The organism is Nocardia sp. bgisy118, from assembly GCF_057708605.1.
This window is the reverse complement of sequence record NZ_JBYISM010000003.1, coordinates 338,091-354,920: the sequence shown is the minus strand read 5'-3', so window position 1 is coordinate 354,920 and position 16,830 is coordinate 338,091. Positions and strand designations below refer to the sequence as shown.

The 16,830-nt window shown below is 69.1% G+C and carries 7 protein-coding genes (1 of these 7 cut by a window edge); 3 read left to right on the top strand and 4 right to left on the bottom strand.

From position 1 onward, the window contains the following. Positions 1–16: 16 nt before the first annotated feature. From AC3EO7_RS05595 to AC3EO7_RS05585, 3 genes are all read right to left on the bottom strand, one after another. The gene (locus tag AC3EO7_RS05595; RefSeq protein ID WP_435590599.1) at positions 17–511 is read right to left on the bottom strand and encodes a YbaB/EbfC family nucleoid-associated protein; all 495 of its coding nucleotides are present in this window, start codon (positions 509–511) and stop codon (positions 17–19) included. Positions 512–587: 76 nt separating this feature from the next. Beyond that, positions 588–905 (bottom strand): hypothetical protein, encoded by a 318-nt coding sequence (locus tag AC3EO7_RS05590; protein ID WP_431964084.1) that lies wholly within the window; start codon positions 903–905, stop codon positions 588–590. 181 nt (positions 906–1,086) lie between these two features. Beyond that, the gene (locus AC3EO7_RS05585) at positions 1,087–2,685 is read right to left on the bottom strand and encodes a hypothetical protein (protein ID WP_435590598.1); all 1,599 of its coding nucleotides are present in this window, start codon (positions 2,683–2,685) and stop codon (positions 1,087–1,089) included. A gap of 406 nt (positions 2,686–3,091) precedes the next feature. Between AC3EO7_RS05585 and AC3EO7_RS05580 the strand changes: the two genes are divergently transcribed. The 3 genes from AC3EO7_RS05580 to AC3EO7_RS05570 all read left to right on the top strand — a co-directional run bounded on the left by AC3EO7_RS05580 (position 3,092) and on the right by AC3EO7_RS05570 (position 5,974). After that, positions 3,092–3,766: a response regulator transcription factor gene (locus AC3EO7_RS05580; protein WP_431964080.1), complete on the top strand. Its 675-nt coding sequence runs from the start codon at positions 3,092–3,094 to the stop codon at positions 3,764–3,766. Positions 3,767–3,903: 137 nt separating this feature from the next. Continuing rightward, on the top strand, positions 3,904–5,253 hold the full coding sequence (locus AC3EO7_RS05575) for an MFS transporter (protein WP_435590597.1): 1,350 nt from the start codon (positions 3,904–3,906) through the stop codon (positions 5,251–5,253). Between the two features lie 52 nt (positions 5,254–5,305). Next, entirely contained in the window at positions 5,306–5,974 is a 669-nt protein-coding gene (locus AC3EO7_RS05570) for a response regulator transcription factor (RefSeq protein ID WP_431964076.1), read from the top strand. 53 nt (positions 5,975–6,027) lie between these two features. On the opposite strand, the gene AC3EO7_RS05565 is transcribed toward AC3EO7_RS05570, so the two are convergent. After that, positions 6,028–16,830 carry the end of a hypothetical protein gene (locus tag AC3EO7_RS05565; protein WP_435590596.1) on the bottom strand. Its footprint extends 34,200 nt past the window's final position, so the window shows 10,803 of its 45,003 coding nt (coding positions 34,201–45,003); its start codon lies beyond the right edge, outside the window; the stop codon is at positions 6,028–6,030.

Sequence of the window (16,830 nt, the reverse complement as noted above, 5' to 3'; positions counted from 1 at the left end):
CTAAACCGCGCGCACGTCACCAAACCGAGTCGGTGACGCCCTTTCCGGTTTCGGGCTTGTCCTCGAGGGTCTCCACATCGGTGAACACCAGTTGCGCGTCCTCGCGCTCGGCGTCACCCGGCGGCGCGACGGAAACCGGTGGCTCCGTGGGGATCTCGCTCTGGAAGTCGGGCATTCCCGGGATCACGTCGGAGAGCTTGGGCAGCCGCGCCCGCTCCTCCGCCAAGGGCGCCATGACTTGCTTGCTCTGATCGAACACATCCTCGGCGGCCTGCTGGGCCAGCCGCGTGATGGATTTGGCGATGTCCTCGTAGCTGTATTCGCCTATGCCGCTGCCGAATTTGGTTTGGATGATCACCCCGTTGGCGTTCACCGTCACCGAGATCTGCCGGTCCCTGGTGCTCGCGGTGGCGGTGAGCTTGACCCGCTGCTGCTGCATCTCGGCGATCTCGCGGATGCGGCTGCGGAATTCCTCCATCACGCCGGCGATCTCGGCATCGCGTCTGGCCATCTAGTTCTCACCCACTCCACAAACTCTCATGGCGGTCCGAGTGGACCGCCCGCCAACTACCAGCAACCGGTCCGGCTCAGATGTTCTCGAACTGCTCTCGGCGCTTCTGCTCCTCGCGTTCGGCGTTCCTCGCGTTCTGGAACTGGCCATCGGAGAGCTTGCCCCAGGATGTGGCCATGGTCCGTGTGCCCTCGACAGCGCCCTCGAGCTGGTATTTGAGACCCTTCGGGTCATCCATGAACTTCTTGCCGAAGACCGGGTCGGAGCTGACGATCGCGATCAGCGAATCCAGCTGCGCCTGCACTCGATCAGCGAGGTCGTCCATGCGGTCGCGCACCTTTCCGGTGTCGGTGCCCGCGATGCGCTGCTTTTCCACAAAACTCTCGACGTCCACCGCGCACCTCCATCTCACAGGCTCGTACCAGCCGGAAAGCAGCTGGTAAGCCGAGCTTTTCGACCATTCTGGCATCTCGGCCGACGTTGCGGGCCGATTCACCGGGCCGAGAAGCTAAAGAACCTGTTAGGAATTGGCCATCGATCCGTTCCCTGATGTTAACCCAGGCGGGCAACCTGGGTCAGGCGTCGACCATCCCGTTGCGCTCCTGGAAGCGCTGCTCGAACTCCGCGATGTAGCGCGAGGGCGCGATCGAGGACGAGGACTGCTCCAGCACACCGTCATCGGCGATGTAGAACAGGGCACGGCCGATGGCGATCTCACCCGGCGCGGTCGGCACGTAGACCATCCAGCCGCAGCTGATGCGGTCGGCACGCAGCTGATCCAGCGGATAGCCGGTGGTGTCGAGATTGCGATCGAGAATGTAGCGGCGCACCTGATCGATGGCCTCGTCCTCGGGCATCGGATCCGGCAGCGTGGTGGCCACGCCGGCCATGGTGAGCTGGTAGAAGGCGCTGTCGATATCGTAGCCACCCTCGTCACCGAAGACGCTGATCAGCGTATCCCTGGTCACCACACCGGCTTCCGCGGCCGAGACCAGCGTGGCCACGGCGGCGACCTGGCCGTCGGTGGCCTCGGCGGCGACCAGGCTGGCGATCACGTTGGTCACCGTCTGCGCGGTCCAGATACCAGGCACGGCCTCGGCGAGCTGATCGGCCGTCGGCGACTCGGCGCGGTACCAGCGACCGCCCTCCCACCAGTAGCAGAACGACAGCAAACCGCTGGCGGCCCGAGGATTCAGCACCGGGTTCGCCACCCAGGCCGGAGCACCGGCGTAGTACGCGGGCAGCTGCGCATCCTGGTTGTACGCCGCGTCCAAGGCGGGCGCGTTCCAGACACCACCGGAGAACACGGCCCGGCCACCGGGCAGCATGTACAGCGTCGAGCCGCCCCGCTTGGCGCCTTCGAACCAGCCCAGCGCGGGCAGAATACGCGGCCCCCACTCGGAACCGACGGCGACGAACGCGGCCGCCAACACCGCCCAGCGGGCCCACAGCGTGGGCAGCGCCGGGAAATCGCGCTCCGAGATCGTCCCGCGCACACCGGCTTCCCGATCCGCGCGCGCCCAGGCGGCAGCCTCCGCCGGGGTGCGGGACTGGCGGTTGCCGTGACTCACGTACGCGGCCAGCCACACCGGCAGCCGGTCCCGCGGATTGGCTTCGAGGTCGGCCTGATACACCTCGGCCGGGAACAGGTGATCGTCCGGGAACGGCTCGTCACCGTAGTCGTAGTCGATATCCAGCTGACCGGCTGGCGTCAACTGCAACAGCAGCCGCCACCACGGGCCGTCGCCCATGGCGGCGGACACCTCGCGGTGCCTGCGCACCAGCTCCAGCACCGCCTCCGACGGCTGGATGCGGACCGAACGCTCCTGATCGTCGCTGAACACGATCTGCGCGACCTCGGCGACCGCGGTGAAAGCGAACACCGCGTCCAGCTTGGACCAGCCCTGCGGGGCGCCGGTGGCCAGTTCGCGGGCCAGATTGTGGCCGAGCTCGCGGGCCTGCTCGGCCGAGTCCACGGTTTCGGGCTCCGGCTCCGGCCCGGAATCACCCAGCGAGAACTCCACATCGGGTTTGTCGCTGCTCTCCTCGAACGCCTGCTGGAACTCCCGGCGGAACTCTTCGTCGGCGCGCTGCTCGGGTGTGAGATTCGGCTGCTGATCGCCGGAGACCTGGTTGTCGCGGGCCTCGTCGTTCGGGCCTTCTGGGCTGGTCACGGTGCAGCTATCTCCTCATCCACGCACCCGTCACCGGAATCCCGACAGGGCGTCCGGTGACAGGCTAGAGCCGAATTGCTGTCCTTCATCCTGGCACAGGATGTCGAAAAGCGACCCGGCACGCCGAAACCCTCACCCCCCAAGTAGGACTTGCGGACCCGCCGTGGCGGACCTCGTCCGGTCTTTTGCAGGGCAGGACGAGGCCGCGGTGCTGATGGCGGACCGGGGTGCTGGTCATCGGCTCCTTCGAAGGAAGCAGCTGGGAAGGAATTCTCCCGCACCCGGCGGTTTTCGTCTCGCTCATGAGCGGTGACTTCCCTAAGAACGTGTCAAGGTCTCGAGCCTGCCGGTCCCCCACCACCCAATACCCCTGCGGACGGAACCTCCGATTTGCGAGGATCTGGGCGTGAGACTCGCGATAGTCGAAGACGACCCCGGAGTCGGCGACGCCCTGGTCGCGGCGCTGCGCGCCAAGGACTATCAGGCCGACCATCTGCGGCGCGGCGCCGACCTGCTGCTCACCCACGACCGCTACGACGCCGTCATCCTGGACCTCGGCCTGCCCGATATGGACGGCCTGGAGGTATTGCGCAAACTCCGCGAGGTCAGCTCGGTGCCGGTGCTGATCCTCACCGCGCGCAGCGGCGAACGCGCCGTCATCCGCGGTCTGCGCGCCGGCGCCGATGACTACCTGACGAAGCCACCGCGCGTCGGCGAGCTGGTGGCGCGCCTGGAAGCCATCACCCGCCGCGCCGGTACCCCCACCGCCCCCGCTCAGCTGGTGGTGGTGACCGGCGACGTCCGCGTCGACCTGCAAGCCCGCACCGTCGAGGTCGCGGGCACCCCGATCACGCTCACCCACAAGGAATTCGAACTGGTGCGCGTCCTCCTGGAACGCCCGGGCTCCGCCGTCAGCCGCCAGCAGCTCATGGACCGCATCTGGGGCGACGCCTTCGCCGCCATCTCCCGCGCCCTCGACGTCCACATGGCCGCGCTGCGCGCCAAACTCCAGCGCCCCCACCTCATCACCACCATCCACGGCTACGGGTACCGATGGGAAACGGAGCCCCCGGGGCTCTGACGGCTACTGCACATCCACGCCTTCACGACTCTTGCCTAAGGGACGGTTAGGGATTTCGCGTACCACAGGAGTGCCCCAGGTGACCGGCGACACAGTGGGAGTGCCCGATATGTGTGCGGAGTCCGAAGGAGGACACCATGACTGCGACACAAGCCGCCGGTGAACGCAGGGTCGTCGGCAACGTGATGCGAGGATCGCTAGGCAACCTGATCGAGTGGTACGACTGGTACGTCTACGCGGCGTTCAGCGTCTACTTCGCGAAGACGTTCTTCCCTTCGGGCGATTCCACCGCCCAACTCCTGCAATCGGCACTGGTTTTCGCGCTCGGCTTCCTGATGCGACCGATCGGCGGCTGGCTCTTGGGCCAGTACGCCGATCGGGCCGGTCGCCGAACGGCGTTGACGCTGTCGGTGACGGTGATGGCCGCGGGTTCGCTGATCATCGCGGTCACGCCGAGCTACCACACCATCGGCATCGCCGCGCCGATCATTCTGCTGATCGCGCGCCTGCTCCAAGGGTTGTCGCTCGGCGCCGAATACGCGACCAGCGCGACCTATCTGTCGGAGGTGGCGACCCCGGGCAAGCGCGGGTTCTACTCGAGCTTCCAGTACGTGACCCTGGTCGCCGGTCAGCTCACCGCGCTCGGCGTGCAGATCATCCTGCAGCACATCCTCACCTCTGAGCAGATGAACAGCTGGGGCTGGCGCATCCCGTTCGTGATCGGCGCGGCGGGCGCGGTGGCGATCATGTGGTTGCGCCGCGGGATGGACGAGTCGTCGCACTACGAAGCCGCCGCCTCCGACGCCTCGGCGCCGGAGAAGAAGCGCGGTTCGCTGCGCGTGCTGCTGGAATACCCGCGGGAATGCCTGGTCGTGGTCGGCCTGACGCTCGGCGGCACGGTGGCGTTCTACACCTACACCACCTACATGCAGAAGTTCATGATCAACACCTCCGGCATCTCCAAGGGCACGGTGGCCTGGATCAACTTCATCGCGCTGCTGGCGTTCGTGGTGATCCAGCCGCTGGCAGGCGCCCTGTCCGACCGGATCGGCCGACGGAAGCTGCTGCTGTTCTTCGGAATCACCGGCACGGTGTGCACCGTTCCGATCATGACCGTGCTCGCGCACACCTCGAACCCTGTCGCGGCCTGGGGCCTGATGATGCTCGCGCTACTGATCATCACCGGCTACACCTCGATCAACGCCATCGTCAAAGCCGAGCTGTTCCCCACCAAGATCCGGGCGCTCGGCGTCGGCCTGCCCTACGCACTGACGGTGTCGATCTTCGGCGGCACGGCCGAATCCATCGCGCTCGCGCTGAAGAAGGCGGGGCACGAATCGGTGTTCTTCTACTACGTCGCCGGGTGCATCGCGATCTCGCTGTGCATCTACTACTTCATGCGGGAGACCTCGGCGACCTCGGTCCTCGAGGCCGAGCGCGCCGACGACGCCACGCAGGAGGGCACGGCCAAAGTCCCGGTGGCGTGACGCGGAACCGAAACGCCTGCGCACCGATCCTTCGATTTGCGAGGATCGGTGCGTGAGGCTTGCCGTAGTCGAAGACGATGATGGGGTGGCGAGCGCGCTGCTCGAGGCGTTGCGAGCCAAATACGAAGCCGATCACATCAAGCGCGGCAGCGATCTGCTGCTCTGCCACAACCGCTACGACGCGGTGGTCCTCGATCTCGGGCTGCCGGACATGGACGGTCTGGAGGTGCTGCGCAAGCTGCGCAAGGTCAGCTCGGTACCGGTGGTGATCCTCACCGCGCGCGGGGGTGAGCGGGCGGTCATCCGCGGATTGCACGCCGGGGCCGACGACTACCTGGTCAAACCGCCGCGCATCGCGGAACTGATCGCCCGCTTGGAGACCGTCACCCGGCGCGCGACCGCGCACGCGCCGCCGCCGCAGCGCGTGATCGTCACCGGCGATGTCCGCGTCGATCTGAACGCGCGGCTGGTGGAGATCGCGGGCGAACCGATCACGCTCACCCACAAGGAATTCGAGCTGATCCGCATCCTCCTGGAACGACCGGGGGCCGCGGTGAGCAGGCAACAGCTGATGGACCGGATCTGGGGCGATGCGTTCGCCGCGGTCTCGCGGGCGCTCGACGTGCACATGGCGGCACTGCGCGCCAAGCTCGGCAGACCCGGGCTGATCACCACCATCCGCGGATTCGGGTACCGGTGGGAGCTGGAGGATATGTCGTAACCCGCGGAGCGTGGCGGATACGGCAGACACGGAACCGGCCGACGGGCCGGTGATCACGCGGAGAAGATGCGTTCGCGGCGAGCCGGGTCGGACAGCACGTCGCGGATCAGCATGCCGAGATCGAGATCGGGCGCCACAGCAGGGTAACGCACATCGCACAGCACGGAGCCGGCGATCGACAGCGCGAAACGGGTTGTGCGCTCGTTGATTCGATCCCATCCGACGGTGACGTGCTCGGCCTCGAGGTCGATCGTCCGCCCGGCGACGCGCAGTAGAAGCCTTCCGCGGTCACGGTAGAACACCAACCGTGTCTCACCGACGGTGCCGTAGACGCCACCCACTGGACCGAGGCCCGTGTTCATGGCGCGCAGATCACCGGTACCCAAATCCAGTTCGGAGAACTCACCGAACCCGGTGTGCGACCGGACGACGATCGTGTTCCCCCGCGGTTGCGCGCTCTCACCGCCGGGACCGCGCCCGTTGCCGAACACCGAGGCACGCGGCACCGCCCGGGAAGGACGCGCAGGCGCACTCGGGGCCGCCGTACCCGGCATCCCGGGCGCTCCCATCGCACCTGCCTGCGAACCATTCGAGGCCGGGAAACCGTTACCGGAGTGACCGTTCACGCCATTCGGCTGGGCATGACCGTTCGACGGCCACGGCGCCCGCTGATCGCCGGTCTGCCCTGCGGATTCGCCGCCGTAGGCGCCGTTAGATGGCGAGTCGTACTGCGGCGCGGGCGAATCCGGCCGTACCGGTGCGGGCGCGTCGTAGTATCCGGCCCCGGGTGAACCCGGAACCCCGAATCCATTGCCGCCCTGTCCGTTACGAGTCCCGTCACCTTGCGGAGACGGCAAGTCGAGACCAGACTCCAGCGGCTGCGGCGAGCCACCGGGAGACCCGAATCCGTTGCCCGACCCCGGCTGCCCCGGCGGTAGCGGCAATTCCGGGCGCTCCGGGAGTTCCGGTAGCGGAGCCTGCGGCTGCGGAGCCGGCGGCAGTGGAACTTCCGGAACCTCCGGGATCGGAGGCGCCTGCCACTGCGGCAGCGTCGCCAGCGGCACCTGTTGCCCAGGGGCGAACGGCTGCGGCGACGGAGATTCCGGCGCAGACGGAGCCGGGAACTGCGGCGGCGCAGGCGGAACCGAAGACACCGACGGTTCCGGCAACGACGGCGCAGGCCACGATGGAACCGGCTGCCCAGGCGGGAACGGCTGCGGCGACGGAGATTCCGGCGCAGACGGGACCGGAAACTGCGGCGGCGCAGGCGGAACCGAAGGCGTCGGGGGTTCCGGCCACGGCGAAGCGGGCCACGGCGAGACCGGCGGTACCGGCGGCTCAGGTGGGAACGGCTGCGACGGAGGCTCCGGCAATGGTGGAAGCGGCGGGACCGGTCGCTCCGGTGGCACGGGTGGTACCGGAGGCACAGGCAGCGACGGGACCTCCGGGAGCGGAGGTTGCGGCAGCTGAGGGATCTCCGGGAGCGGAGGCACCGGCCGTTGCGGAAGCACCGGCGGCTGCGACACCGGCGGCACCGGCCGTTGCGGAAGCACCGGCGGCTGCGACACCGGCGGCACCGGCCGTTGCGGAGGCTGCGGCGGCTGCGGCAAAGGAGGCACGGGCGGGTTCGGCGGGACCGGTGGTGGCATCCGAGGGTCGCGATCGTCCTCCGCGCCACTTCCGGCCGCGAGACCGGCTCGCGCACCACCGTCGGGCCGCGAACGCCGCTCGCCGCCCTCCGAACGCTGCTCCCCCTCGGTCCGACGCCCACCTTCGCCGCTCTCCGACCGCTCGCCACCTTCGGCCTGCACCCCACCCTCGGACCGCGATTGTCCGCCCTCGCGATCCGGCCGAGCCGAACCCTCCGATCGAGACTCGCCTTCGCCGACCTCCGAATCGGACCCACCCTCAGACTGAGGCCGCCCCTCGCCGACTTCCGGCCGCTCGCCACCTTCGCTCTGCGCCCCACCGTCGAGCCGCGACTGTCCGCCCTCGGCGTCCGGCCGAGCCGAACCCTCTGACCGCGACCGGCTCTCGCCGACCTCCGGCCGCGCCGAACTCTCCGGCCGAGACTCGCCTTCGCCGACCTCCGAATCGGACCCACCCTCAGACTGAGGCCGCCCCCCGCCGACTTCCGGCCGCTCGCCACCTTCGCTCTGCACACCACCGTCGAGCCACGACTGTCCACCCTCGGCGTCCGGCCGAGCCGAACCCTCTGACCGCGACCGGCTCTCGCCGACCTCCGGCCGCGCCGAACTCTCCGGCCGAGACTCGCCTTCGCCGACCTCCGAATCGGACCCACCCTCAGGCTGAGGCCGCCCCTCGCCGACTTGCGACCGCTTGCCACCTTCAGCCTGCGCCCCACCCTCAGGCCGCGACTGTCCGCCCTCGGCATCCAGCCGCGCCGAACCCTCAGACCGCGACCGACCTTCGCCGACCTCCGAATCGGCACCACTGTCTGGCCGCGACTGACCCTCGCCAACTTCCGAATTGGCCCCATCCGCCGACAACAGCTCAACCGTCGGGTCGTCCGGGTGCGGAATCGGCAGGGTATCCACTTCATCCGCCGACGGCAGTTCGACGGTCGGACCATTCGGGTGCGGAATGGGCTGAGTATCGACGGTATCCGGCGACGGCAGCTCTACGGTCGGGTCATCTGGACTCGGAATCGGTTGGGCGGGTCCGTTTTCCGAGGGCACCGGGGTGTGGTTGACCGGGCCCTCGGGGTTGGGTGGGAGGTGGGGGCGGGGGCCGGGTGGGAGGGGGTTGGGGTCGATTTCGGGGCGTGGCGGGAGGAGGTTGTCGGGGCCGAGGGCGGCGGGGGCGTATTTGATGCCCTTGCGCCAGTCGGTGAGGGGTGGTCGAGCGGCGTCCCAGTCGAAGCCGATGCGGATGGCGTACTGATTGGCGTCGCGCCAGGCGGCGCCGTACGGGTGGGCGCGCAGGTAGTTGGATTCGGCCAGAGCGTCCTGGAGCAGGAGGATATCGGCGGGCAGGATGTTGTCGCCACCCGCGATGAGCCGGTTCCAGGCTTCGGCGACATCGGCGACCGGGTCCAGCGGGAGACGGCGCGGCACGCCGTCGCGCGGATCGATGCGCAGATGCTGATCGCGCATCAGATGGTTCTTGATCTGGGCGATCTCCTCGTGGGAGAACGCCGGAACGGCGTGGTCGAGCCGTTCGGCGACCGCACGCGCGATTGCCGCGCGATCGGGACGGAGGCCCATCAGGGCATCACGGATGTCGTCGACCAATCGTGCTGCGTCACCGGGCCTTTCGTGATCCAGATGCCCGGTGATCGCCTCGACGGCGCGGCTCAGGTCGGGGCCCGGATCGTCGGGGCTGCGGTGCGTTACCTCGACGAGTCCGGCGGTGTAGTCGTCGATGACATTCGCGATCACGTCGACGAGCACGGCGGCCCGCACCGCACGCGCCGCGCCTTGGGCGGCCGGATGGTCGTCGAGGTTGTTGGCGACGGTGTCGATATCGCTGTCGTCACCGAGATACCGCCGGTATTCGGCGTTGGCCCAGTCCTGCACCCGCTGCCAGGCTTCTTGTTCCTGCCGCTGGCGCTGCTTGAACGGTTCGCCCAGTTCACCGTTGTCCGGGGCACGTTCGGGCAGCTGGTATTCCCGCGCCATCGGCTGCACGTCGCGTTTCGGCGCCCGGAACCACGGGTGCCCCTTGAAGCCCGGTTTGATCCGGCCAGGATGCTCTTTATCGCTGAACCAGGTGAAGCCGAACAGTTTCGCCGGTTCCAGGGTGAGCCGCAGAATGTTGTAGGCCAGGTCGGCGAACGGCAACTCGTAGGTGGGCATGCCGTTGTCGATCGGTGAGCCACCGGGGATGGCCGGCAGGAACGCTTGGTTGACACCCGGGCCGTTGCCGACGAACGGGTCGACGATCGCCGCTTCGACCGGCGCCATACCCCACCCACTGACGCCTTCGGGCAGCAGGCGTTCCTCATAGGTTTTCGGTACGGTCGGGCCGCCGGTGCCGGCTTCGCCGCTGCGCGGATCCAGCGAATGCCAGTTGCCTTCGCCGTCCTGCCAGCGCACCATGTGCAGCGGCGGGCGACCGTCCATCGCCGGGAGCGTGGTGAACTCGCGGTTCGGCCCCGGCATCCGCGCGATCCGCACCGGTGCATCGTGCTCGGCGACGATCCAGCAGAACTCGATGCGGGCTTCGTGGCGCGTCATCGCCTGGGCCACAGCGGGATCCGAGCGGATCGCGGCGGCGAGCGCGGCATCGTGATCGACGCGCGGATGGACGTTCGGCCCGATCGGCGCGACCACGATGATGCGCGGCTGCTCGCCTTCGATGAGTCCGACGCGCGGATGTCCTTCGCCGGGATCGATCGGGCGCACACCCAGCGCGTCGAGGATCTCGCGGCCCGCACCCGCCAGTTCGGCCATCTGGCCTTGGATTCGGTGCACGAGCTGTTCGCCCTGGCTGACGCGGGTGGCGGCCTCCCGCAGCAGGGCGATATTGCGGACGTGCTCGTCGGCCTGGTCGGCGCGGATGGTCCGGTTCGCCACCTCGTCCAGGGTGGCGCCCAAACCCTCTGGACCCAGTCGGCTTTCGTCGACTCGGAGCCGGCGCGCGAGGTCGGTCCGCATCAACCGCCACGGCTTGCACGCGAGCACGGCTTGCGCGCGTTCGCGGGCGAGGCGATCGAGCTCGGCCTGAACCTGTTGCGAAAGTTCGGGCTCCGCGACGCCGACCCGGCCGAGTGCGGCGATCTGCCGATCCAGTTCGGCCAGTTCGGAATCCGCCTCGTTGAAGCGCTGCGCCGCGTCCTGCAAGTTGAAGATCTGCTCGCGACGGCGGGCGATCTCATCGGGGCCGACCAATTCCTGTGCCCGCGTGGCGCTTTCCTCACCGGTACCGGCGACATCGCGGGTGCGGACGATCCCGTTCTCCAAGTGTTGCAGCGTATTCGCCAGATTCGCCTGGTTCAGCGCCTCGTTCGGGTTCCGGACCGGCAGTGGGATATCCACGAACCGGGAGAACCGATCATCCCGCTTGGCCCGCCAGAATGCCCGTTCGGCCGCCAACTGCGCACGCCTGCGCATCAACTCCTGGAGGACAGCCTCAGGCGTACCAGCGAGCTCCTGCTCAGCGATCTCCGCATCGAGCCGCGCCACCTCGACTTCCGCCGCCTCGAGCCGCTCGGTCGCTCGCGCCAGCGCCGCCGCCTCGGGACCTCCGGGATCCGCCTCGGCCAGCAGTTCGGCCAGCACCCGCCGGATATCCCGCAACTCCTCCCGCCGCGCCAGCGCCTCGGCGCGCGCACCCCGCAACCGCTCCAGCTCGGCCCGCGCCTCCGGAGTCAGCTCGTCCGCCCCAACCAGCGGCGCCACCTCCGGCCGACCGTCCAGTGCCTCGAACTCCGCCGCAGCCTGCGGATCTTGAACCCGCGGCTCCTCCTGCGCCCCATCCAGCTCCGTCTGACGGCGCTCGTTCTCGGCCAGCGCCTCATCGAGCTGCCGGCTGCGCTGCTCGAATTCGCTGTCCTGCGACTGGCGCGCTGCCTGCGCCCGGCGCGCGATCGCGTCGAGCGCCTCTTGCAGGCGCGCCTCGGCGCGCTGACGCATGGCCTCGAAATCGGCTGCGACCTGCGGATTCTGGGTGGGCGGCTGAGGCTCCTCCCCCGAACGACGTTCCCGCTCGGGCGACCCGGGCGAATCTCCCGGAGGAGGTCCCGGCTCGACCGGACCAGGCAGGGGCCCATCCGGCCCGAAGTCGCTCGGCACGTGGATGATTCGTCCGTCGTCACCGTAGGTGATCTCGATGTGCCGGACGACGACATCCGGTCGGGCCAGCAGCGGACGCAGACTCGGGTAGTCGGCGGCGAGCTGAGCGCGCACGTCACCCGGCGAATTCCAGCCGACGACCACGATCCGGGGCGGCTCGCCCGCAACGATGCCGACCGTATTGTCGATCCGGTTCGCACCTTCCTCGGCCAGCGCTTCGCGCTCCATCGCCTGCGCGACCGCTCCGTCGAGCACCTCCAGCGCGGATTCGGCCCGGTTGAACCGGGTAGCCGCTTCGCGCAGAGTCTCGATACGCGTTGTCTGGTCCGGCAATTCGCGGGTCAGCCGGGCGATGGTGTCCGCCAGCGCGTTCTCGGCCAGATCGCCTTCGCGCACCGGCAACCCGTCCATCGCCTCGGCACGGGCCGCCCGCGTGGCATCCAATTCCTCTACCGCTGCGGCGTTCTCGGCAGCAAGCCGGTTCGTCACCCGCCGCGCCAGATCGGCATCGGGACGATCCCCCGACCCGTCCGGCTCCGGCGTGGCCACCGGCGGCCCGACAGGCGGCTTCCGACCGCCGCCACCGTCTCCCGCGCCCGGTTGCGGCTGTGTCACACCAGAATCCGAATCCGCGCCTTCGGTCCGCACACCCAACGGCAACGTCGGATCGTCCGGCCCCGCTGGCTGCGACCACGCCACACGCGGATCAACCGGCGCCTCCGAAACAACACCACCCTCACCGGCAACCGGCTGCGCCCACGCCACACGTGGGTCGACCGGCGGCATACCCGATCGACCTTGCGGCGGCATCCCTCCCACCGGTGGCACATTCGGCGGAGTTGCCGGCTGGGTCGCGGCCAGCTCGGCGTCCACCCGGCTGACGTCGGCTTCGGCGTCGGTGTACCGCTTGGCTGCCGCGCCGAGTTCCGATGCCGCGGCTTCGCCGGGGTTGTGGCGGAAGTTGGCGGTGGCGGCGTCGAGGGCGGCACGGGCGGCGTCGCGTTCGGCGGTCGCGGCGTCGCGTTCGGCCAGGAGCTGGGCGATGCGGGCGGGGCGCTGCGCTTCGGCCTCGAGTTCGTCGGCGCGGCGGGTCAGAGCCTCCAGCAGCTCGAGAGCGTCTGCGCGGCGTTCGATTTCGTTGCGCAAGTCTGCCTGAACGGCGGCCAGCTGATCGGGAGTGAGGCGTTCCTTCTGATCGATCTTGCCGTCGCGGTAGACCTCGTAGACCTTCGCCCACCGTGCGGCTTTCGCGGCCACCTCTTCCGGGGTATCGCCGGGCCGCACCGGTTCGGGCAGTTCGACGCCGACCGTCCGGGTGAAGTCGGGGTTGGCGCGGGGTTCGGGTGCGGGTCCGGTGTGCGCGCCGAGAATGCCGAAGCGGTCGAGGATGTCGGCGCCTTCGAGCGCATCGGTGAGGATGTCGAGATCGCCGACGACCTCGAGCAGGTGCGCGATCGCCTTGTCGTGCACCGGGAATTCACCGTCGGTGACGCGCGGATCGACCGCGTCCTCGCCGTAGCGGACCGGGTCGAAACGGTCCAGCCCGTTGATGGTCCGGAAGTATTCGGCGAGCGCGTCGATCAGATTCTCGCGCTCGCTCTCTTTGCGGGCGAGCTTGGCGATCGCCTTGTTCAACCGCTTCGGGTCGGTGCCGGACGTGTCCGGCAGATACTTCATTTCGGAGTTCTTGTAGCTGCGCGGGAACAGGTCCCTCGGGAACCGGCCCCGACGACGCCCGACACCGAGTCGCTCGGCGAGCCGATCCCGGGCGCCGTCCACCACACCGGAATCGGTGCCGCGCAATAGTTTCGCGTAGTCGACCAGATCCTCGACGGCCTGCAGACGGCGCGCCTTACCCAGATCGCCCCCGACCAGCGCCCGGGCGACCTGCTCGGGCGTCAGCTGATCGGTTGCCAACCCGAGGCGGTGCGCCAGCTGAGAGCGCGCATCGCTGAGCGCGTGGAAATCGTCGATATCCCAAGCGGTGCGGCCGTAATCGATAATCGCTTCGATCTGGGCCGCGCGGAGCGCGTTCTCGGCACGCAGCTGCTCGATGCGTTGCCTGAGCGCCTCGGGGTTGTCGAGCTCCCCTTCCGGTATGCCGAGGCGGTGCGCCAGTTCGTGCCGGGCCATCTCGACTTTGCTGCGGGACAACCCTTCTGGGAGTAGTGGCGGCCGCTGATCGGTTTCCGCTGGCGCGTTGTCGTAGACCGGACGCCACGTACCGTCATCGTCGCGCACCATGGTGGCGTCCAGGACGCGCCCGTCGACCTCCTGCCGAATGTGCCGCACCGCGACGGGTTCACTGTCCAGCAGGCGCATGGACCCGTCCGGCTCGGCATGCGCGATCCGGAACACGACATCGACCAGTCCGTCGTTGACCGCCTGTGCGAGTTCGGGATGCTTCCGCAGGGCATCGGCCAGCACCCGTTCGTGGTCCAGATCTCCGTCGAACACCATCAGCCTGGGCTGCTGCCCGGCCTCCCCGGGCAGGATCCCGATGCCGTCCACACCGGTCAGCAGGAACCCACCGTCGGATTCGACCGACGCGCGCAGCCCCAAATCGGCTAGCTGACGGGTGAAGTCGGCTACCTCGCCGTCCACCCGCAGATAGTTCCGCATCTGCTGCTCGATATCCGCGAGACCGCGGGCCTGCGCGCGGATGTGATCGATCGCCGCGGCGAGCGCGCGCCGGGGATGCACGTCCAGCTGCCCGAGATCGGTGCCGAGCAGCTGCGCCCAGACGGCGCGTTCGTCGCGAATCTGGTCGCGCCGCAGCGCGTTCTCGAAGTAGGTCGGGTTGCCCTCGTCGGTTCCGGGCTGATCGGTGTAGTTGAGATCGCCCCAGTCCCTGCCGGGCTCACCACCGTTGTTGACGCCCTCCCAATCGAGCAGGGTGGTGGGACGGTCGTTGGCGTGGATGACCTCCCGCAGGAACCGGGTCATCGGATCGGAGTCGAAGAAGCTGACTTCGGTGCTGTAGGGGATGCGGCGGTTCTCGGCGTCGTAGCGGGCGGCGGCTTCGGCGAGCCCGGCAAGCGCACCGATGCGACGGGCCTGGTGGTAGCGCAGTACTTCGAAGGCCTGGCGGACCGATTCCGGCGTCACTTCCGGCCCCAGGTCGGCGCCCAGGTCACGGACGGCGGCGATCAGGTCGGCGGCCAAGTCCTCGCGCAGGTTGGCGGCGTCGGCCAGGTCACGGGACAGGTCGGCGAACCGGCCGGTGGCATTCGGGTTCGGCTCGTACCGCACCCGTTCCGGGGCGGGCGCCTGCTCTTGCTTCGGCTGTTCGGCGTCGGCCTGCCTGCGCAGCTCCTCGACATCTTCGCCGGTTTCCTGGCGGACCTGTCTCGAGTCCGCCTCGTCCAGCCACGGGCGGTATTCCTCGCCGTTGCGGGAGCGGGCAGGCGGCGGGTCGCCCGCATGGTCCGGGATACGGCTGGTCAGCTTGTTCAGGAACGGGATGAGTTCCCGGTTCTGCCACATCGTCGCACCCTCTTTGAGGATGCGCACGGGGTTGAATTTCGTTTGCAGCACATCGCCTTCCGGCGTGTGCTTGATCAGCGGCACGTTCGCTTCGTGCGCGACCACCGACTGTCCAGCGCTGTCCACACCGGACCCGGACGGGTATTTCGGTGTGTGCCCGGCGAACCCGCTGCGCAGCTGAGTCCACATGCGGCGCACCAGGTTGGGGCGGCGCTCAGGCGTGGCGGGCGGTTCCGAGGTGGGCAACGGAGCCGCTTCGGGCGCGGGCGCCTCCGGACGGACGACGGGTGGTTCGACCCGCCAGCCGCCCGAGCCGTCGTCGACCAGATGCACCGGAACCTGCTCACCGTCGACCTCGATGGTGTGCGGGCGGGTTTCGCCGGTCGCAGGTTTCGACCGCGACGCTCCGGGATCGTGCGGATCCGGCGGTTCGGCCGCTGCGGGCGGCTGCTGGCCCGGCGGCGTCGTCCCGCCGCCACCCCCGGCGGCTTGCGGCTCACGCGCGTCGCCGGGAACCGGATCGCCCTCGCCGGGTGCGACCCTGGCGCGGTGGGATTCGGACGTCGCCTGGGCGGGCCCTTCGCTGTTCGACGCGCGCTCGGCACCGGCCTCCGGCCGCCCCGAATCCGTTGGCGCCGTGCGCGCGGCTCCCGCGGGGTCGGTGCCGGGCTGCGGACCCGGCCGCGCCGGCGCGCCCGCCGCACCGGAGTCGTCTCCCTTCTCGGGACGCGGGTGTCTCCCTTCCTCACCCGCTTCGGACGCGGCAGCACCGCCGGGCCAATGCACAGTCCGCGGATCGACGGCGGACGGCCCCGCACCTTCCGACGAAGCCTCGCCAACGCCCTCCTCGGACTCGACCGCCCGACCACCCGGCCAATGCACCGTACGCGGATCCGTCGGACGAACAGCGTGCGCCGCAACACCTTCCGGCGATGACTCGCCGACACCGGATTCGGGCTCCACCGCACCACCGGGCCAGTGCACGGTCCGCGGATCGACCAGCGCGACCTCCGACGACCCCGCACCCTCCGGCGAAGCCTTGCCCGCACCCTCCTCGGACTCAACCGTGCGACCACCCGGCCAATGCACCGTCCATGGATCCGCAGGACGAACAACCTGCGCCGCAACACCTTCCGGCGATGACTCGCCGACGCCGGACTCGGTCTCCACCGCACCCCCGGGCCAATGCACCGTACGCGGATCGACCGGCTCAGCTGCCGAGGACGCGGCATCTTCCGAAGCTCGCCCGTCGACGCCCTGGTCTGTCTCCGCCCCAGACTCCGCGGCGACTCCACCGGGCCAGTGCACCGTGCGCGGGTCGACAGCATCGGCCGCGCCGGGTGCTCGCTGTGGCTCGGCGGTGGAGTCGTATCGGACCTCGTGCAATCCGGCCCGCGCGAATCCCAGTCGGCGCTGCGCCGCGACGAATTCCGCTTGCGCCGCAACCAGATCGGCGCGCTGCTGCTCGACGTTGTGCGCGGCCGCACGGAGCCGATCGACGTGTTCTCGGGGCACGCCCTCGTCGAGCAGTCGGCGCAGCGTTGCGGGCAACGCCTGGATGGTGAGCTCGGCCGAGGCGATACGCAGCTGCCCGATCTCAGCCCTGAAGCTCAT

Bases quoted from the DNA above. Each gene is read 5' to 3' on its own strand.
- AC3EO7_RS05575 (WP_435590597.1), top strand. From the start codon at position 3,904: ATGACTGCGACACAAGCCGCCGGTGAACGCAGGGTCGTCGGCAACGTG.
- AC3EO7_RS05595 (WP_435590599.1), bottom strand. From the start codon at position 511: ATGGCCAGACGCGATGCCGAGATCGCCGGCGTGATGGAGGAATTCCGC.